This window comes from Actinospica durhamensis (genome assembly GCF_018139695.1).
Taxonomy (GTDB): domain Bacteria; phylum Actinomycetota; class Actinomycetes; order Streptomycetales; family Catenulisporaceae; genus Actinospica; species Actinospica durhamensis.
Genome location: NZ_JAGSOG010000053.1, coordinates 1 through 19,867 on the forward strand (window position 1 = coordinate 1; position 19,867 = coordinate 19,867).

Here is a 19,867-nt window from a genome sequence, read left to right on the forward strand (position 1 = left end):
CGACTCCCACTGGGCATCCGTCAAATCACCACGCGCCATGACCCAGTTCTACAGCCCCGCCAGCCACAGGCCGAAAACCGCAGCCAGAAAGCATCAACAGATAGTCAGATTCACCAACACTGCCTAGTACACGGTGTCCTTGGTGCATGGTGGCCTGGCGGAGTGGACGGCAGTGCGCGACGTGTTCAGCCCGCTTCAGCCCGCCACCCACCTCGGCGGCCGCTTCTCGGCGAACGCGCGCGGTCCCTCGACGGCGTCCTTGCTGTGCATGCGCCGCTCCTCATGCGGGTACCGCGCCGCGAAGGCTTCGGGGAGCGGCAAGGTCGCGGCGACCGTGGCGGCCTCCTTGATCGCCCGGACCGACAGCGGCGCGCAGGCGACGAGGTCGGCCACCCAGCCCGCGACCCGATCGTCCAGTTCCTCGGCCGGCACCACCTCGTTGACCAGGCCCAGCTCGTACGCGCGGAGCGCGGACAGCGGCCGGCCGGTGAGCAGGTGGCCCATCGCGATCTTCCACGGCAGCTGTCGGGAGAGCCGGAACACCCCGCCCGCCCCGGGGATCAGTCCCAGCCTGGCCTCGGGCAGGGCGAACGTGGCGTCCTCGGCGGCGATCAGGATGTCACAGGCCAGGGCCAGCTCGAATCCGCCGCCGAGCGCGTACCCGCGGACCTTCGCGATGACCGGCTTCGCGAGGTCGAACCGTTCGGTGAGACGGGGAAAGCCGGCCTTGCCCCGGCTGCCGAAGCTGGACGGCGCGGCCGCGCCGGTGCGCTCGCGCGCGGCCAGCTCTTTGAGATCCTGGCCGACGCTGAACGCGCGGTCGCCGGCACCGGTCAGCACGGCGACCCACATGTCGTCGTCCGCCGCGAAGTCGTCCCACACGTCGGCCAGTTCGGCGTGCGTGCGCAGGTCCATCGCGTTGAGGACCGCGGGGCGGTTCAGCGTCACCGTGGCGAGGTGGCCGGTCTTCTCATAGCGGATCCTGGCCTGATCGGATGTCATATGCAGAATTGTCCTGCGCCTCGCCGGTTCCGCTCGACCGGGAAAATGCCCTGTTGCTGATTTCCCGAAGATATTCCCGTCAGCTCTTCGTCCGGCTACCAGGCACTTTTCGCAATGGGCGAGATGCGTCGACGCCGGCACTTCCAGCATCGTGAGGAGGAGATGCCCGGCCGGCCTGGTCGACAGGAGAATGGCATGACAGCGTATTCAATCCCCACCCGGTTCGCCGAGCAGGTCGCGCGCACACCGGAGGCGACGGCCGTGCTCGAGGTCGCGAGCGGGGCCGCACTGACCTACCGGGAGCTGGACCGACGGGCCAACCAGCTCGCGCAGCGCCTGATCGGGCTCGGGGTCGGCCCGGAGGACCGGGTGCCGGTGCTGGTGGAACGCTCGACGGGCCTGGTGGTGGCATTCCTCGCGATCCTCAAGGCGGGCGCGGTCTTCCTGCCGATCCACGACGCGTATCCGGCCGATCGGCGGCAGTGGGTGGTGGACCGGGCCGGTGCCTCGGTGCTGCTGGTGGACGACGCGATGCGCGCGGCCGGTGTGCCCACCGGCGTGTCGGTCGTCTCGGTGGACGATCCGGCCCTGGCCGAGGAGTCGGCCGCCGCTCCCGAGGTGCCGATCCATCCCGACCAGTTGGCCTACGTGATCCACACGTCGGGTTCCACCGGTCAGCCCAAGGCTGTCGGGGTGACCCAGCGAGAAGTGGTGCGGCTCCTGCTCGATCCGCAATGGCTGGTCCGGCATCACCGGCGCAGGTTGCTGGTGCTCCCGCACGCCTTCGACATATCCGTCTTCGAGATCTGGATGCCGCTGATGCACGGCGGCCAACTGGTCCTCGCGCCGCCCGGACCGGTGGAGGCCGCGACCCTGCGCCAGTTGATCACCACGCACCGGATCACCGGGATGCATCTGACCGCGGGTTTGTTCCGAGTGATCGCCGAGGAGGCGCCGGAGACGTTCGCCGGGCTGGGCGAGATCGTCACCGGCGGCGACGTGATCGCGGCGACGGCGGTCAGCCGGGTGCTCGAGGTCTGCCCCGACGTCGTGGTCCTCGCGACGTACGGCGCGACCGAGGGGACTGTGATGTCGACGCAGGTGCCGCTGACGCGCGGGATGCGGATCGGCGACATCGTGCCGCTCGGCGGCGCGCTGACCGGTGTCGCCGTGCACGTTCTGGACGACCGGCTCGCGCCGGTGCCCGCCGGCGTCGTCGGGGAGATCTACCTGGCGGGAGAGGGCGCCGCACGCGGTTACCTCGGCCAGGCCGACCTGACCGCCGCGCGCTTCGTCGCCGATCCGCTCGGTCTGCCGGGAGCCCGCATGTACCGTACCGGCGACCTGGCCCGCCGGAGCGCCGACGGCGAGATCGAGTTCGCCGGCCGGGTGGACAGCCAGGTGAAGATCAACGGGTTCCTGGTCGAGCCGGCCGAGGTGGAGGCGGCGCTGGCCGGCCACCCCGGGCTGGCCCAGTTCGTCGTCCTGGCGCGCGAGTTCGGACCCGGGGAGAAGCAACTGGTCGGCTACGCCGTGTCGGAGGCCGGCGGACTGGACCTCGACGCGTTGCGCGCCCATGCCAGGACGAAGCTGCCCGAGTACATGGTGCCGGCCGTGTTCGTCGAACTGGACTCCCTGCCGCTGACCGCCAACGGCAAGCTGGACCGCGCGGCGTTGCCGGCACCGGGCTTCGACGAGACCCCCACCCGCCGTGCGCCGAATGCGCCGAAAACGTCGTTGCAGCAGGCACTCTGCGGGATCTTCAGCTCCGTGCTCGCCGTGCCCGAAGTCGGGGTCTACGACAGCTTCTTCGATCTCGGCGGCCAGTCGATGCAGGCGATGCGGCTGCTCAGCCGGATCAAGGCCGAGATCGGCGTCACGGTGCCGATCAGTGTGCTGTTCGACTTCCCGACCGTGGCCGAACTGGCCGCGCATATCAGCGCCATGAGTGGCTCGGCGGCGCAAAGCCCGCCTGCACAACCCCGCGTCACCTCGAACACCGGCGGCATCGGGTGACTTCTCCGGTGGCGACGGCCGGCGTCGAGCCGGGCACGATCAGCACCCGCGGTGCCACGATGGGACGGTAACGAGACCTGACACGACGAATCCTCTCAGCGGACCAGTCAGTGCGGAGGTCTCGTTGCGTGCGCACCGGATGCTTCGGACACCTGGGCGAGACGCCTCAGCTTGCCACGTCGAAGGCCAGTTGGCCGAGTTCGCGGGTGGCCATGGTGGCCAGGTAGATGCTCACTCCGGCGTGCGTCTGCAGGGTCGACATGTCCCGCCAGATCCGCTCGAGACGTTCACCCGCCCGCACGGCGCTCGACCCTGCGGTCGGAATCAGGATGTCGGACACCGCGCTCCAGGAAAGCCGCACCACCTCGCGGCTGATGATCGACATGCGCAACTCCACATCACGGGTGACCGACCCGTTCTCGGCGGTCTCGCCCCACTGCCGCAGCACGCTCGACATCGCCGCGCGCGCCGCCGCGATGCGCCCGGCGGCCTCGCCGTAGTAGAGCTGGTAGTCCGGGTCTTCGGTACGCGGCACGGTCGGCGGATAGACCGTTGTGCGTTCCCGCATCAGTTCGCCGTAGGTCCAGAGCGCCGGCGGCCATGCCGACTGCCAGCGCGCCGACCTGGAAATTGAGCACAGCCAGCACACTGCCGCCGTACAAGCTGCTGCCGTGCAGTTTCAGCCCCGGCGTTCCGCCGACGACGGACATCGTGCCCATATCCGTACCGGGCAGTGCGTAATGCCGCGGGATGTGCGCCCTCTCGATCTTGATGCTGTGTGAGCCGCTGCCCTTCATGCCGAGCTGTGCCCCCAGTCGTCCAGCCGCCGCCACCGGTTGCGCGGGATGACGAACATCATCGTCACGGGCGGCTCGCCTTCCGCGCCCGCAACGAAGGTCTGGCCGATGAAATGGGTGGCGTAGGGCGATCCGGAGGCGTAGTGGAACACGCCGTCGATGATCCAGCCGCCGTCCTCGGCCTGCTCGGCGACCCCGACCGGCCCGTGGACGACCGGGCAGACGAAGTCCCCGCCGGCGAACAACTCGTTCTGTGCCTCTTCACCGAACACGGTGGCGGCCAGATGGGCGTGCGCCGCGCCGAAGGTGTACATCCACGCCGTCGACGGGCATCCGCGAGCGAGCGCGGACACCACACGCATGTGCGTGTCGATGCCGAGTTCGTAACCGCCATAGCGCTTCGGCACGAGGATCCGGTAGAAGCCGCCGTCGAGGAACGCCTCATGGGTGTCCGGTCCGTAGAACCCGCGCTGCTCGGTCTCCTGCTGCCGGTCGACGAGGGTGGCGGCGATGCGCTCGGCCCGGGAGATCATCTCCGGCCCGGTCAGGCCTGGTTCCGGTGGGACCGGATGCCCGCCAGCCGGTAAATCCATTGCGGATGTCATCTCTCGACGGTCCCATAGGGAAGCACCGGATACCTCTCGTAAAGTGCGATGAGCGGAGCGCACTGCGGGTCAGGCCGCCCTGCGCCGTACCGCCGCCGCCGACACGGTGGGTATGAGAGCGATTCTGGCACGGCGCCGCCGCCACGTTCTTCTCGGTACTTCTCGGACGATGCCCAGTCGCGTTCGGATCGATCACCCTTCTTCTCCACCCTCGTTCTGCCGTGCCTGCTTCGCAGGGCACGCTGCAAGATGTCGGCGATTTGGTTTTCGCGGACGATGAGGATAAGTCGGGGAATTACCGGAAGGAACGAAGTGGCCATGGATGTGACGGCAAGTCTCAAGGAACGCGTGCTCGCCGAAGTCCTGGTCACGGCGCGCGGCGTGATCGGCCAGGAGTTGGCCGCGGATGCGGACCCGATCGCGTCCGGTTTCGACTCCATCGCGTCACTCCAGCTGGCAGCGGCCCTTGAAGAGGGGCTGGGGCTGGTCTGCACGCTTGAGGATGTCTTCGACGCCCTGTCGTTCAGCGCCTTGGCCGATGTCCTGGCCCAGCGGATCGACACCGCGCGCGACCAGTGACACACCTCTGGAGGCATCATGCGGCCGTTGCGATGCCCGGCGGTGTCCTGGCGACGCCGAGGAGCACGCGCCCTCCCCGACCTTCAGCTTGAACGGGAGACGTCGACGCCCATCTCGCAGACCCAGGAGATGCTCGAATTCTGCGCTGAGCACGGTATCACCGCCGACGTCGAGATCATCCCGGCCCAGGCGATCAACGAGGCCTACGAGCGAGTGCCGGCTTCCGACGTCCGCCACCGCTTTGTCATCGACGCCGCCGCGCTGTTCTGAACCGGCGTCGGGCCCGGTACGTCGTGATGCCGGGCTCGCAGGAGACGGAGGACGTTCACCATGTTCACAGTCGAGTCCTTGGGCACGGCGTCCGCAGGCAAAGTGATGCGTGCCGTCGACGGTCGGACGAATGTGCGCGATCTCCCGCTCGAGGCGGTGGCCGAGCTCTGCCGAGAGTCCGGCGCGGTGCTCCTGCGCGGCTTCGGGTCGGAGCCGGGCGACTTCGCCGCGTTCACCGACAGATTCTCCAGCTCGACTCTGGGCAGGTTGCACCTGGCCCAGAATCGCCGCGAGGTCGCCGACGACAAAAGCACCAGCACGGTCAATCTCGGCATGCAGCTTGTCGGCCCGCACGCCGAGTTGGGATACAGTCCGCAGCGGCCGGATCTGCTGTGGTTCTCCTGCGTACGTCCATCGGCCGACGGCGGCCAGACCACGCTGTTCGACGGTATCAAGGCGTGGGAGCGCCTGCCTGATCCGCTGCGTGAGAAGTTCGCGACGACCGACCTGCTGTATTCCTTCGAAGCGGCCGGCCGGGACGACTGGCCCCTGTTCACCGGCGTGCCGGCGGATCGAGCCCGTACGCTCGAGCTCCTCGCCGCCGAGCGGGGTGTGTCGTACACGATCGGCGATGAAGAGACGATCGACATCAATTATCGTGTGCCGGCCGCCGGGCTCAGCCGGTTTCAAGGCGTGCCCGCCTTTTCGAACAGCATCGTACCGAGTCTTTCGGACGGGGTTTCGTTTGCCGACGGTACACCCCTGCGGTCGGGTGACGGGCTGTCGATACTGCGTGTCTGCGATGACCTGATGACCCCGGTCGACTGGCAGAAGGGGGACATCCTGATGATCGACAACTCGCGCATGATGCACGGCCGCCTGCCCTTCTCGGATCCGTCGAGGGAAATCCACATCCGTATGACGATGGCAGCCTTCTGACGGTCTGCCACCGAGGGCCGCAGGCTGCGAGCCTGCTCAGAGGAAGCGAGTGCATGGTGAAATTCACCCCGGGAGCGTATTTCAGGTCGCATCTCCCGCCGCCGGGAAATGAACGGAAGTACATACAGAGCTACTTCGTCGCCATGCTCGGCAACGGAATCTTCATACCGATATACATGCTGTACTGCACCCAGATCGTGGGAATTCCGTATGCGAAGACCGGACTGGCCATCACGATCGGCGGGCTGACCGGCATACCGCTCAGCCTGCTGGCGGGGGACCTGGCCGACCGCGTGGGGCCTCGCCGAGTGGTCTTCGTCGGACTGGGCGGACAGCTTCTCGGGATGGGCAGCTACGTGTTCATTCAGGGATTCTGGTCGCTGATGATCGTCGTCGGCGGTATGAACATCTTCGCGTTCACCTACTTCTCCTCCGTCGGCGCGCTGATGCGTCGGATCGGCGGTGAGAACACGCCCACGTTCCGCGCCCAGGTCCGAGCGTTCGGGAACATGGGTGTCGCGATCGGGGCACTCGGCGCCGGCGTCGGCATCGAGATCGGCACGCGCACCTCGTACCACGTCATGTTCCTGCTCGTCTCCACCCTCTATCTGATAGTGCTCTTCACCACCCTCCGACTGCCCAACTACGGGCCGCTGCCCAGGCCGGAAAGCGGCGTCGAGCAGGAAAAGGTCACTCGGTGGCTGGTGCTGCGGGACAAGGCCTTCATCTCCTATGCGCTGGCCGCCGGCGCAATGGCGATGTCCAACTTCGTCTTGGACATGCTGGTTCCGGTGTGGATCGTGGTGTACACCTCGGCCCCGCGCTGGACCGTCACCGTTGTCTACGTCATCAATACGGTGATGGTGATCCTGTTCCAGGTGCGGCTGAGTAGAAATATCAAGACCACGCGCCAGGGCGGCTTCTCCATGCGCCGGGCCGGCATCGTCCTGATGCTGGGGTATCTGGTCATGGCCACGATGGCGGGCCACGCGGCCTGGATCGCCACGGTCCTGGTCGTCGTCGGCATGGTGCTGCTCTCGCTCGCCGAGATCTGGCTGTATGCCGGGAGGTTCACTCTTGAATTCAGCCTGCCGCCGGCATACGCCCAGGGGCAATACGACGGACTGCTGACCACGATCACCACGGTCAGTGTGACGATAACGCCCCTGGTCCTGGTCGGATTCGTTCTGGGCCGGGGTTATCACGGCTGGATCGGTCTTGGCGCGTTCTTCCTGCTGCTCGGGCTCCTGTGCCCGCTCATCGCAGCCTGGGGAGAGCGCACGCGCCCGCAGGAGACCACGCCGGCTCAAACGGAGGCAGCCGGTGCTGCTGCAGTCTGAGGGGACGCCGGCTCATTCGTCACGCGAGGTCGTCGACGAGTCGGGCGAGGCGATCGAGGCCGAGTGAGATCTCCTCGACGGAGAGCACGCTGAAGGACAGGCGGATCTGATGGAGGCCGCCGGCACCGGCGTAGAAGTGGTGCATGGGCGTCCACAGCACACCGAATTCGGCGGCCGAGTACTCGAGTACTTCGTCATCGGCGCGGAACGGGAGGGTGACGACCAGGAACATCCCGCCTTGCGGTGAGTTCCAGGCAACCTTGCCGTGGTGCGGCCGCCCGGGTCCGAACCGCGCTTCCATGCCGGCCAGCACCGCGTGCAGATTCCGGCGGTACACCTTCGCCTCCCGCACCGTGGCGCCCTCGAGGCTGCAGCCGTTCTCCAGCAGGTATCCGCCGACGACCGCCTGGGCCACGGTCGACGTGTTGAGGGTGGTCATGCTCTTCAACTTGGCGAGGTGGTCCGCCAGCAGGCTCTCCTGCTTGTCCGCGACCGTGACCAGCTGGTCCGCGACGATGTATCCCACCCGGGCTCCGGCGAAGGCGGTCTTGGCGAACGAGCCCAGATAGACGACGCGGCTCTCGTCGTCCGATGACTTCAGCGTGGGCGGACGTTCGCCGGTCGAGCGGAACAGGGAGTACGGGTTGTCCTCGAGCAGCAGGAAGTCGTGACGCGAAGCGAGCTCCAGCAGCCTGGCCCGATCCGCCACCGACACGCACGCTCCGCTGGGGTTCGCGAAATCGGGAACCACGTAGCAGGCGCGTGGCCGCAGGCCCTGTGCCTTGACCGCCTCGACCTGCCGATTCAGATCCTCCAGATCGATGCCGCCGGGCCCTTCCCGCACCGGCCAGACCGGCATCCCGACGATCCGGGCGGCGCCGATGAACCCGACGTAGGACGGCATGGCCGCCAGGACCACGTCCCGGTCGTCGCGGTAGAGGGCCCGGAGAATCAGGATCATGGCTTCCTGGCAGCCCGTCGTCACCACGATCGACTCCGGGTCGACGGTCAGACCTTCGTCCAGCTTCAGATGCCTGGCGATCAACTCGTGGATGAATCCCTTCGTGCGGCCGTACTGAAAGAAAGTCCGGCGTATTCCCTCCGGTGTCATCGCGAGGTCTTCCGCGAGGTACTTCTCGAATGCCGAGAGATAGCGGGACAGGTCGTCAGTGAGGTAGTACCCCTCGTACGGGCGGCCGGCGGCGAACGACACCGCCTGCGGGAAGCGGCCCGCGATGTCGTTGAGCAGCGTCATCGAGGTCAGCGCGGGATCGGAGACGGACGCGTGCAGATCGGAGACCGGGATGCGCACTGCCTTCGGCGACACTTCTTCTCGCATCTTTCCCAGATTCCTCTCAGAACAGAGCGGACTACAGGTGGGGCCCGGGTTTGCGAAAGCCGCCGAAGAGCGCACGACGGCCCTTGGACTCGGCCGGCTCGGCGACGTGCAGCAGTGGGTCGCCGTCCACGGGCTGCCCGCGCGGCATCTCGGCCACGCCCGGCAACTCGGACACTGGAGCGTTCAACGCCGCATCTTCGGTCGGCGGCGCCTCGTACGAAAAATCCCCTGCGCCGCCATTCGGCCTATGGTCGCGGTATCCTGACATACTGTCAATCGGCCGGGCCGACCGGCCGTCGAACCTGTTAAGCCGGAATGACCCCGCCGAACGGCCCCGCCGATCACTACCAGGCCTCTGATACCTGCGACGTCATGAAATCCAGATCCCGATGCGGGTAATAAGAAATCCTCTTCACCTACCCGGTCCACGACCGAGGGCGAGCAGCCTGCCCGCCCCGGCGCCACGGCGATGCCGGGACCGTCAGCCGCCCTGAAGCCCACGGGCCGTCTCCTCGAGGTTCAGTAGTTCCCTGACGCGGCGTCGGTCGGCTTTGCCGCCGGGCAGCAGCGGCAGGGTCGGCAGCACCACCACGCGGTCGGGTATGTCCCGGCCGAGCGGCGCGCGCAGTCTCCGGTGCAGGCCGGCCGCGGCGGCCGGGTCGGGGCCTTCCACGGCCAGCACGATCTCGCTGTTGGAGGTGAGCTGGACGCAGCAGGCCGCCCGGACTTCCGCCAGTTCCGCTGCCGCCGCTTCGATGCGCATGATGTCTACGAAGGTGCCTCGGCGTTTGACCAGGGAGTCCAGCCGGCCGACGATCACCAGGTTGCCTTCGGGGTCGAGTAGACCGCGGTCCTGGGTCTGGAAGCGGGTTATGCCGTGCTCGCGGCGCAGACGGCTGAGGTCGTCGGGCGAGCAGGTGCCCGGCAGGTACCCCAGCGATCCGTGCGGGGTCGTGATGAGCACCCGCAGGGCGTCGCCGTGTTCGCTCGTCGGTTCCGCGGGGACCAGGTCGACCCGGGCGTTCGGCAGTGGGCGGCCGACCGGCTGTAGGCCGGGGCCGCAGTCGGCCGGGATCTCGTGGTGGAACCGGGCCAGCGTGGTCTCGGACGGCCCGTACAGGTTCACCACCCGAGTGCGCGGCGCGGCCGCGCGCCAGCGCTGGACGTGCCGTCCGTACAACGGTTCGCCTGCGAACAGGGTGTAGCGCAACGAGTCCACGGTTGGCCCGTCCGCGACGAGCCATCTCGCGCTCAGGCTCGGTACCGCGTGCAGCACTTCGATGCCGTGCTCTGCCAGCCAGGGCAGCACCGCGGGCGGGGTGAACCGGACTGCCTGGTTCGCGATGTGCAGTTCGCCGCCGGAACACAGGGGGAGTAGCAGGTCGCGGTAGACCACGTCGAACGAGGGCGAGGTCAGCATCGCGACGCGGGTACCGGGTCGCACGTCCAACTCGGCGATCTCCCAGTCCAGGAAGGCCAGCAGGCCGGCGGCCTGTCCCACGATGCCCTTGGGGGTGTCCTGCGTTCCGGAGGAGAAGACCACATAGCCGGCCTCGGTGGGCAGCGTCCGCGGGTTCGGCTCCCCGGTCGGCTCGAGCTCGTCCTTGTCGGCCCGGAGCACCGCCGCGGGCCGGGCCGCCTCCCAGACGGCGTCGACTCCGGACTGCGGCAGCCCCTCGTCGATGAGCAGCGGGACCAACCCGGCTGCCCGGGCACCCAGGAACGCCGACGGCAGGCCGGTTCCGTCGCCGCAGAGCACAGCTACCAGGGTGCCCGGTGCCAGCCCCAACGTCGCGCAGCGCTCCCACCACGCGTCCACTCTGAGCCACAGCTCCCGGTAGTCGAGTACCTCGGCCGTGCCGACGACGGCCGTGCGATCGGGGTGCAGGGCCGCGATACGGCCGACGCGTTCGACGACCGGGCACCGGGCTGCGTGAGCCACGAGGTCACCGGCCGGAGGCGGCGTCGGTGCGCTGGACCGGGACGCCGGCCGGCTCTGGAAAACGTACTCTGATATCTACCGCTACTGACATGTCCATGCCGATACCGGACCTTCCACTTCTGGTTCGGCGCGTCCGCCACCTCGGGCTCGGATGTCCTGCTCTGCCGATTGTCACGTCGGGGGATGTTCCGGGGCATCTCCGGCGTTGCCCGGCGGGGGCAGAACCCCACTCGCCCTGGGCACGTCCGACAATCCGCAACCAGGAGGATTCGAACGCTCGCGCCGCATGCCTATGTTGATGGGCACAGTCGCACAAGCGCGGAGGACGCCGTGTCAGATTTGACCGCAGCGCACGAGCCGATAGAAATCGACGTATGGCTCGCGGTGAGCCCGAAGATCCCCGGTACGGACGAGTACTCGCTTCCAGGCTTCGGCTACGCGAGAGTCGAGGCGGCGGAGTCGTTCAACCGCGCCCATCCGCAATATCGGGTGAAGACCCGCATGGTGGACTTCAGGGCGCTGCCGGAGGAGGTCGGCGTGGCGGTGGCGAGCGGAAACCCGCCGGACATCGCGGAGTACAACTACTCGTCGACTCAGGTCGCGCTCGACATGCGCGCCCGCAACGGTGATCCGCTGTTCGCGCCGATCCAGCGCGCGATCGGCGGCCGCACCGAGATCCTCGGGGAACCGGTGGTCATCGACGACCTCTTGCCCGCCGTGCGCAACTACTTCAGTCTGGGCGGCGAACTGGTTTCCATGCCGTCGATCCTCTCGACCAACGTCTTGTTCGGGAACAAGGACATACTCGAGCGTGCCGGCGTCGAACGGATGCCGGCGACATGGCAGGAACTGCAGGACGCGTGCGCCGCCATCGCCAAGCTGCCGGACGGACCCGCGCACGGCGCCGCCTGGCCCATCTACGGCTGGCTGTTCCACATGGAGATCGCCGGCCAAGGCGCATTGTTCTGCAACCATGACAACGGCCGGTCGGGCCGGTCCACCCGGGTCTTCTTCGATTCTCCCGAAATGCTCAACTACGTGCGGTGGCTCAAGAGCTTGTACGACCACGGCTACTACCACTACACCGGTGAGCCCCGCGACTACTTCGCCGGCATGGAGGCATTCGCACGCCAGGAGGTCGCGTTCGCGGTCACATCGTCGGCGGTCAGCCAAGCCATGGCAGACGCGGCGGCCGAAGGCGGTTTCGGCCTCCTGGTGGGCCAACTGCCGCGTCACGATGCGCGCTCGTCCCCGGGCGGGGCCCTCGGCGGCCACTCGTTCTTCCTGACCGCCGGCCTGCCGAAGGAGAAAGAGGACGGCGCGCTCGCCTTCCTCCAGCATCAACTCAACCTGCAGCACGCGGTAGCGCGTACCAACGACCGTTCACTGCCGCTGACCATACCGGCGCACGACCAGGTCATGGCGGATGCCTGGGTCGAGCCGCACCCCGGCTTCCGTATCGCGACCGAGCAGGTCACCTCGGCGGACCTGACGCCGGTGGCAGCCGGCCCGATGCTCGGCAACCTCAACGGCGTCAACACCCCCGCCACATACGCGCTGGAGGACGTGCTGCTCAGAGGCGCGGATCCCAAGAGCCGATTCCGCGCGGCGACCGAGGAAGCTCAACTGGTGCTCGACCATCACAACGCGGCAGCCCTCGCATACCCGCCCGTGACCCCGGAGGTGCTCAGAGGAGGCTGACTCGGACCTTTGGTTGTAGGTGGAGGTGGTGATCCAGCTCTCGATGTCGGGGTGTCATCTGGAGTGTAGACGAGGCCTGATCGCGCAGCCGGGGCCAAAAGGGTTGAAAAATCTCCGAAGTTGCCAATAGCCTTGGCCGACAGGTGTCGGCAAGGACGCTTCGCGACAGGCGGAAACAGGCAGCCCGCTCCTCCTCGGCGATGCCAGCCGTCGTGCTCCGGCACACCGGCGGAATCGATCGGGGTTGTTGGATCCGGGCCGAGCCCGCGAGTGCGCCGTCATGACCGTAGGAGATGGTGACGGATGCCGCACCCACGGGCCAAGGTGCACCGCATGTTCGAGCTCGTCGAGCCGATCGGCACCGTCGCGTTCTCCGAGGTGACGACCGAGGCGTTCCTGGCCCTGGGCATGCGCAACTACTGGGACGGATACTTCGCGGGCCGGGCTGCGCCGCTGGGGTCGGCGTCGGCCGAGGTGGTGCACGCGGTCTTCTACAACTTCGCCGACGGCGAGGTGGCGCGCCACATTCCGTGGGTCTGGGAGAAGACCACCCCGCAGGAGGCGATCGCCGCGCGGGAGCGGGGCAGCGCCGCCGCACTGCGGCAGATGATCGGGCACCTCGCCGACTCGCCCGGCCTGGTGCGGGTCGCCGACCTCGCCACCCTGGCGGCGCTCAGCGCACCGACCGATGGGCGGGCGCTGTACGCCGGGCTCCGGACGCTCGACGTGCCCGAGGAGCCGGTGGCCAGGCTCTGGCACGCTGCGACGCTGTTGCGTGAGCACCGCGGCGACGGCCACAATGCGGCCCTCCTCGCCCACGGCATCGGCGGCACCGAGGCCCACGTTCTGCTCGCGCTCTCCCTCGGAATGAGGGCGCAGGACTTCGGCCGGCTCCGCCACCTGCCTGAGCCACGGCTGACCGCCGTCCTCGACGGGCTGCGCGGCCGCGGCCTGGTGGACGCGGCCGGCGGGTTCACCGACGCCGGCCGGGAGACCAGGCAGCGGATCGAGGCCCTCACCGACGAGCTGGCGGCGCCGGCGTATGACGTGCTCAGCGCGGACGAGCTCGACGAACTGGTCGCGCGGCTGGAGCTGATCGCCGCCGCGATGAAGGCCGTCAACGATTGAGCCGCGCCGAGCCTGCGCTGCAGCCGGTTGCGCCGAAGCGAAGGATCTGGGCGCGCGATACGTCGATATGCACAGGGCGGAGACTCGTCGCGGCGCTGCTGCATCCTCCGCCGACGGCTGATTTCCGCAACCGTCCCGGAAACGACCGTTTCCGGGACGGCGTCGCGGGCCTTGGAGTCCCGGACCAGGCCGGTCGCAGCTGAGCAGCGATGCGGCTTTGAGCGCAGGAACTCACCAAGCGCGGTAGGAGTCCAGGTAAGCGCTGGTCGGTGTGCCGACCCCGGTGACGTCGTCGTACCCGGGGGAGGCGGTGAGGGACTCGTCCTGACCGAAGGTGATCACTGAGTCGGAGAGCGCTCCCGTGAGGAGGTTGCGCGACTCGTCGGCCATTGCGATCGGCACTCCAGACCCCTGCGGGTAGTCGGTGACGTCGTGGAAGGCGCGGGAACGGTAGAGCAGGTATATCGCCGGGTTGGCGAAACCGAGCGGGACGCCGCCCTCGGCCTGTTCGGCGTCAGCCTGGATCCCGGCGATCAGCGGGGTGGCGAGGCTGGTGCCGCCGGCCCGGCCCTCCAGGTACTGCGGCGTCGAGCCGGGGGGCAGTGCCAGCGTGATCCCGATGAGCATCCCGGTGTCCGGGTCGGCGTCGGCCGCGAGATCGGGTATCTCCCGCATCGGCGTGCCCTCCCCGGCCGGTGCGCTGAGCCGGTCGGGGACGACGCCGCGCTGATAGGCCGGCTGATCGAACAGGGTGCTTCGGCCGCCGCCGGAGCCCCCGACGAAGCTTCCGGGCAGGCCGGACCAGCTTCCTCCGTCGGCGGACAGCGATGCGGACAGGCTTCCCCAACCGGTCTCCCACAGGTACTGGCCCGACCGGCCGACGGCGAGGCTGGTGCCGCCGACGCTGGTGGCCCACGGGTCGCTGGCCGGGTACTGGACCGCGGTGGTGTGCTGGGCGGTGGCCGAGGACCAGTCGCCGTTGTCCCCGGCGGAGAAGTAGAACCCGATCCCCTCGGCCGCGCCCTGCTCCATGATCCGGTCGAACGCCGCGATCAGATCGGGCGGGATCTGATCCTCGGTGCCCAGGTGCCAGGAGTTGCTGACGATGTCGGCGAGGCGGCCGTCGACGATGCGGGTCTCCGCGTCGAGGGTGTCGTCGTTCACCGAACCGCAGTCCGCCCCGACGTAGACGAGGTCGGCCCCGGGCGCCATGGTGTGTACGGCGTCGACGTCGAGCGCCGCCTCGGTGGACGGCCCGGCCGGGCAGGATGTGGCGATGTCCGAGGGAAGGCTCTCGGTGAACTGGCCGGGGCGCAGTTGCGGGAGCCCGTTGGTCTGGCTGTAGGTGTCCAGGTCCTGTTCCAGGGTCGGTGCGCTCCCCTCGTCCACCACGGCGATGGTGACGCCGCGTCCGGTCAGCCCGGAGCCCGCGACGCCGTAGGCGGACCGCAGTTGCGCGGGGGTGTACCCGCACATGTCCCAGTTCAGCGTGGCGCCGTAGGCGAGGGGAAGCCCGGCGGCCTTGTCCTGGCCGTCGTACGCGGAACAGGCGCCGACATTGGCCGAGGCGGAATCGGAACCGACCGGGTCGAACTGCACGTCGCCCGTCATGTGGGCGGTGCTGGTGGTCAGTCCGCTGACCGTCAGCACGTCCGGGGCCAACGCGGCGGGCACGCTGACCGCGGACGCCGGAGCCTGCTCGATTCCTTCCGCGGTGCGGTAGCGGTGCACGGCCGTGTCGAAAGCCGAGGCGATGTCCGACCCGGATCCGCTCGCCGCGACGTAGTGCGAGTTCGTGGCGGTGACGCGCAGTCCCGCGTCGGCCAGCCAGCCTTCGACGGTTGTGATCTGCCGCGAGGTGGGACCGAAGCGGGCTTCGAACTGAAGGGGCGTGAGGTAGCGCCGGTAGTCGGCGTTCCCGGGCGTGGAAACGTCGAGCGCGTAGGCGGCGAGCCCGCCCGGGTCGGAACCCGCCAGGTAGACGCGGACGCTCTGTGTCGTGTCGGCCGGGACCGCCCCGGCGTCAGAGGAGCTCGACGCCCAGGCGGGCCGCGTCCCGACCAGCGTCGTGCGCGCAGTGGCCGAGTCCGCCGAGGCCGGCGGCGTGGTGAGCACACCCGTCACCAGGGACGTGACGACGGCGAGCGTCCCGAGGGCGGAACGTGTGGCACGCGATTTGTGTCTCGATCGCTGCATGATTGACCTCTCTGGTAATTTGGGGGAACGGCAGGCCATTGCTTCCCCGTGGGTCGACAAACGTATCAGGCGTCATATTCACTGAGTTCGGGCAGGGTGCCCCACAGGCGCAGCAGCCGGGGCACCGGGCGGCTGCGGCTGCGGCTGCGGCCGCGGCGGCTGAGGCGGCTGTGGGCACCGCGAGACTGCTGCGAAGAGTCCCGGAGGCGATCAGGGTGGCCGACTGAAGCGCCCAGGGCCGTCCGCGGCCGTCAGGGGGTCTCGTCCGCCCCGGCCATCCTGCTGTTTCCACGCATCTCGGCTACTGCCACCCCGCCGTCACCCTGGAGAACGTCAACGCCGCGTGAAGCGGCTCACTCCACCGCACCCCGATCCCGCCACCGCCGACCAGGTCTCCGTGCGGCCTGGCCGGCGGATCACCTCCGCTCTCGCGAAGAGCTCGGGATGCGCTCGATCCGCGGACGTCACCGCGTGCTGGTTAGTCCTTCTCCCCGTTGCTGACCAGTCCCTCCTTCAGTTTCGCGATGGCGAAGCCCCACGCGTCGGCGGCGGTGGCCTTCGGCGGCAGTGCGATCTCCTCCGGGTTGGTGAGCACGTCCAGCAGGACCGGACCGTCGAGGGCGAGGGCCTCGGCGACCGCTGCGTCGAGCGCGGCCGGGTCCTCGACGCGGATCCCGGTGAGCCCGAGGGCTTGCGCGACCGCGGCGAGGTCCGGGTTGGCGAGTTCGGTGCCGAACTCGGGCAGGCCGCCTTGCTCCTGTTCCAGCTTGACCATGCCGAGCCGGCCGTTGTCGAAGACCACGAACTTGACCGGCAGCCGGTAGGCCACCGCGGTGATCAGATCCCCGAGCAGCATGGTGAGCCCGCCGTCGCCGCAGAACGCGACGACCTGGCGGCCGCGGTCGAGAGCGGCCGCCCCGAGGGCCTGTGGCATGGCGTTCGCCATCGAGCCGAGGTTGTAGGAGCCGAGCATGCGGCGGGTGCCGCGCATGGTGACGAAGCGGGAGAACCAGACCGTGGACATGCCCGTGTCGCTGGTGAACACGGCGTCCTCGGCCGCGTGCGCGTCCACGGCGGCGGCCAGCGCCTCCGGCCGGATGCGCGCCTCGGTGTTGTCCAGGCGCGAACGGATGCGTCCCACCAGGCCCTGGTCGTGCTTCGGGTCGACGAGTCGGCGCTGACGCTCCTGCCAGGATGCGTAGGACGCCCGGGCCCGGTCGAGGTGGGCGCGGTCGGTCTTGGCCGCGACGCGCCCGCGCAGCGCGCTGAGCGCGGTCCCGGCGTCGCCGACGACGCCGACGTCCACCGGCACGCGCCGGCCGAGATGCTCGGCCCGCAGGTCGATCTGCACCGTCGGAACGCCCTCGGGAAGCCACTGCGGGTACGGGAAGTCGGTGCCGACCATCAGCAGCAGGTCCGCCGCGGCGAAGGCCTCGCGGGTGGACGGGTTGCCGATCAGCCCGCTCTGGCCGATCTGGTACGGGTTGTCCTGCTCGAGTATCTCCTTCGCCTTGAGCGTCAGCACCATCGGTGCGCTCAGGTGCCCGGCGAGCTCCAGTACCTCGGCTCGCGCCGCCCGGGCACCGGTCCCGACGAGCATCGTGACCTTCTCCGCTTCGTCGATCAGGCGCGCGGCCTCGGCCACATCGGCCTCGTCCGGCACGAGCAGTGGGCGGCGCACGTGGATGCGGACCCCGGCGTCGCCGGGTACGGACATCGCGCCCACGTCGCCGGGCAGGGTGAGCACGGCCACGCCCGGGCGCGCGTAGGCCGCCTGGACGGCCTGCGCGAGCACCCGCGGGAGCTGAGCCGGGGAGGTGACCGTGTGCCGGTACGCGGCCACGTCGGCGAAGAGCGCGTCGTTGTCCACCTCCTGGAAGTAGTCGCTGCCCGCCTCGGCCAGCGGCACCTGGCCGCAGATCGCCAGCACCGGCGCGTGTGACTTCTTCGCGTCGTACAGTCCGTTGAGCAGGTGGATCGAGCCCGGACCGACCGTGCCCATGCACACCCCGAGCGTGCCGGTCAGCTGCGCCTGCGCGCCTGCGGCGAAGGCGGCGGCCTCCTCGTGCCGGGTCCCGATCCACTCCAGCCGCTCCTCGCGCCGGATGGCGTCGGTCACCGGGTTGAGCGCGTCGCCCACGACTCCCCAGACCGAGCGCACGCCCTGGTCCGCGAGCGCGGTGACGATGAGTTCTGCGACGGTGGTCATGAGCGGGCTCCTCGCCGGGCGGGAAGGGTGGTGGACACGGGGACGAATCGATCCGGGTCGGCGCAGGCCCAGTCGGCCGCCCAGTCCCTGGGCGCCTGACCGACCAGTTCGCCCGGTTCGAGCCAGGTGAACAGCTCCGCGTAGGTGCGGACGGTGGAGTGCTCGACACGGCGGTGGAGCATCTCGGGGCCGAGCGCGTGCAGGCCGGGCAGGCCCATCGAGGCGACGATCCGCTGCGCCTCGGCGACCGTGGCCTGCTGGTAGCGCAGCACCCGTGCGGACTTGTCGGCCACGTCGAGGGCGCGCGAGCGGCGCGGATCCTGGGTGGCCACGCCCACCGGGCAGCGGTTGGTATGGCACATCTGCGCCTGGATACAGCCGACGGCCATCATCATCGCCCGGGCCGCGTTGGTGTAGTCGGCCCCCTGCGCGAGGCGCTTGACGATGTCGGCGCCGGTCGCCACCTTCCCGGCGGCGCCCAGCGCGATCCGTTCCCGCAGGTCGGATCCGACAAGGGCGTTGTGCATCGTGATCAGGCCCTCGGTGAGCGGCATGCCGACCCGGTCCTCGAACTCCAGCGGCGCCGCGCCGGTCCCGCCCTCGGATCCGTCCACGACGATGAAGTCCGGTGCCGTGCCCTCGGCCAGCATGGCCTTGCAGATCGCGAGCACCTCGGTCCTGGACCCGACGCACAGCTTGAATCCCACCGGCTTGCCCCCGGCCAGTTCCCGCATCCGCGCGGTGAACAGCACCAGCTCGCGCGGCGTGCGGAAGACCCGGTGCGCGGCGGGGCTGACACACTTCTCGCCCTGCGCCACCCCTCGCGCCGCCGCTATCTCAGGGGTCACCTTCGCGGCCGGCAGCACACCGCCGATACCCGGCTTCGCGCCCTGGCTCAGCTTCAGCGACACACACTTGACGTGTGGGTGCGCGGCCTTGTCCCGGAACATGTCCGGGTCGAAGTCGCCCTCGCGGGTCCGTGCGCCGAAATAGCCGCTGCCGATCTCCCAGATCAGGTCTCCGCCGCCCTCCAGGTGGTAGTCGGTCAGGCCGCCTTCGCCGGTGTCGTGCGCGAAGCCGCCGGCCGCGGCCCCCGCGTTCAGGGCGCGCAGCGCGTTCGCGCTGAGCGCGCCGAAGCTCATCGCGGAGACGTTCAAAAGGGCCATGTCGTAGGGCCGGGTGCAGTCGGGGCCACCGACGCGTACCCGCGGCTGGCTCTCCTCGGGTTCCCGCGGCGCGGTCGAATGCAGCACGAACTCGTATCCGACCTCGTTGACGTCGAGCTCGGTGCCGAAGGCGAGCTCGCCGTGGATCCCCTTCGCGCGCTCGTAGATGACCGACCGGGTGTCCCGGTCGTAGGGGCGGCCGTCGTAGTTGCGCTCGATGAAGTACTGCTGCAGCTCCGGGCGGATGCCCTCGAGCAGGAAGCGCAGGTGGCCCAGTACCGGGAAGTTGCGCAGCACCGAGTGCCGCCGCTGCAGCACGTCGTGCAGCCCGACGAGCAGCAGCAGCCCGGAGATCACGGCGAGCGCGAGCCAGGCGGGGGACAGGGCGAGCGTCGCCCAGATGCCGAAGGCCAGCACGACGGCCAACCCCGGTAGAACAAGCAGACCCATGCGATGAGACTCCTCGGATTCTCACGCGGCCGCGGTCGCGGCCGTCACCGCCGGGTCTCCGGCTCCCGCGGGTTCAATCTCCGGGCCGGCCAGGTTGCGTCACGACCGGTGCGGAAGCCGGGTTCAGTGGGGCTACGGAATTCGGACTCATCGCAATCCGGATCGCGCGACTGGCCGGTGTATTCGAG

General features: G+C 69.1%; 13 protein-coding genes and 2 pseudogenes. 7 read left to right on the forward strand and 8 right to left on the reverse strand.

What is annotated here, in order from left to right:
* Window positions 1–195 precede the first annotated feature (195 nt).
* Entirely contained in the window at window positions 196–1,002 is an 807-nt protein-coding gene (gene dpgD, locus KDL01_RS13325) for an enoyl-CoA-hydratase DpgD (RefSeq protein WP_212528769.1), read from the reverse strand.
* A 195-nt stretch (window positions 1,003–1,197) separates the two neighbouring features.
* On the opposite strand from dpgD, the gene KDL01_RS13330 reads away from it, so the two are divergent.
* The gene (locus KDL01_RS13330) at window positions 1,198–3,018 is read left to right on the forward strand and encodes a non-ribosomal peptide synthetase (RefSeq protein WP_212528770.1); all 1,821 of its coding nucleotides are present in this window, start codon (window positions 1,198–1,200) and stop codon (window positions 3,016–3,018) included.
* Window positions 3,019–3,184: 166 nt separating this feature from the next.
* Here the strand turns inward: KDL01_RS13330 and KDL01_RS45905 are convergent.
* A pseudogene (locus KDL01_RS45905) lies at window positions 3,185–4,420 on the reverse strand (acyl-CoA dehydrogenase family protein).
* 318 nt (window positions 4,421–4,738) lie between these two features.
* Between KDL01_RS45905 and KDL01_RS13345 the strand changes: the two are divergent.
* The 4 genes and pseudogenes from KDL01_RS13345 (at window position 4,739) to KDL01_RS13360 (ending at window position 7,548) form a co-directional block, all read left to right on the forward strand.
* A complete protein-coding gene (locus KDL01_RS13345; RefSeq protein ID WP_212528773.1) occupies window positions 4,739–4,999 on the forward strand; it encodes an acyl carrier protein in 261 nt (86 codons plus the stop codon).
* 111 nt (window positions 5,000–5,110) lie between these two features.
* Window positions 5,111–5,269, forward strand: a pseudogene (locus tag KDL01_RS13350) (alcohol dehydrogenase); the annotation flags it as partial.
* 60 nt (window positions 5,270–5,329) lie between these two features.
* Window positions 5,330–6,208 carry a TauD/TfdA family dioxygenase gene (locus tag KDL01_RS13355; RefSeq protein ID WP_212528775.1) on the forward strand — a complete coding sequence of 293 codons (879 nt, stop codon included), beginning with the start codon at window positions 5,330–5,332 and terminating at the stop codon, window positions 6,206–6,208.
* A 53-nt stretch (window positions 6,209–6,261) separates the two neighbouring features.
* Window positions 6,262–7,548: an MFS transporter gene (locus tag KDL01_RS13360; RefSeq protein WP_212528776.1), complete on the forward strand. Its 1,287-nt coding sequence runs from the start codon at window positions 6,262–6,264 to the stop codon at window positions 7,546–7,548.
* A gap of 19 nt (window positions 7,549–7,567) precedes the next feature.
* Here the strand turns inward: KDL01_RS13360 and KDL01_RS13365 are convergent, their stop codons facing one another.
* The 3 genes from KDL01_RS13365 to KDL01_RS13375 form a co-directional block, all read right to left on the reverse strand.
* Entirely contained in the window at window positions 7,568–8,887 is a 1,320-nt protein-coding gene (locus KDL01_RS13365) for an aminotransferase-like domain-containing protein (protein ID WP_212528777.1), read from the reverse strand.
* Window positions 8,888–8,918: 31 nt separating this feature from the next.
* Window positions 8,919–9,074 (reverse strand): hypothetical protein, encoded by a 156-nt coding sequence (locus tag KDL01_RS13370; RefSeq protein WP_212528778.1) that lies wholly within the window; start codon window positions 9,072–9,074, stop codon window positions 8,919–8,921.
* 294 nt (window positions 9,075–9,368) lie between these two features.
* The gene (locus KDL01_RS13375) at window positions 9,369–10,829 is read right to left on the reverse strand and encodes an AMP-binding protein (protein WP_212528779.1); all 1,461 of its coding nucleotides are present in this window, start codon (window positions 10,827–10,829) and stop codon (window positions 9,369–9,371) included.
* A 330-nt stretch (window positions 10,830–11,159) separates the two neighbouring features.
* On the opposite strand from KDL01_RS13375, the gene KDL01_RS13380 reads away from it, so the two are divergent.
* Window positions 11,160–12,530, forward strand: a complete 1,371-nt coding sequence (locus tag KDL01_RS13380) for an ABC transporter substrate-binding protein (RefSeq protein WP_212528780.1) — start codon at window positions 11,160–11,162, stop codon at window positions 12,528–12,530.
* Window positions 12,531–12,833: 303 nt separating this feature from the next.
* Window positions 12,834–13,658: a MarR family winged helix-turn-helix transcriptional regulator gene (locus KDL01_RS13385; RefSeq protein WP_212528781.1), complete on the forward strand. Its 825-nt coding sequence runs from the start codon at window positions 12,834–12,836 to the stop codon at window positions 13,656–13,658.
* 231 nt (window positions 13,659–13,889) lie between these two features.
* Here the strand turns inward: KDL01_RS13385 and KDL01_RS13390 are convergent, their stop codons facing one another.
* The 3 genes from KDL01_RS13390 to KDL01_RS13400 form a co-directional block, all read right to left on the reverse strand.
* A complete protein-coding gene (locus KDL01_RS13390; protein ID WP_212528782.1) occupies window positions 13,890–15,854 on the reverse strand; it encodes a S53 family peptidase in 1,965 nt (654 codons plus the stop codon).
* Between the two features lie 478 nt (window positions 15,855–16,332).
* The gene (locus KDL01_RS13395) at window positions 16,333–18,063 is read right to left on the reverse strand and encodes a thiamine pyrophosphate-dependent enzyme (RefSeq protein ID WP_212528783.1); all 1,731 of its coding nucleotides are present in this window, start codon (window positions 18,061–18,063) and stop codon (window positions 16,333–16,335) included.
* Complete coding sequence (locus KDL01_RS13400) at window positions 18,060–19,679, reverse strand: FMN-binding glutamate synthase family protein (RefSeq protein WP_212528784.1); 1,620 nt, start codon at window positions 19,677–19,679, stop codon at window positions 18,060–18,062. Before KDL01_RS13400 ends, KDL01_RS13395 begins: the two co-directional genes overlap by 4 nt.
* Between the last annotated feature and the right edge of the window lie 188 nt (window positions 19,680–19,867).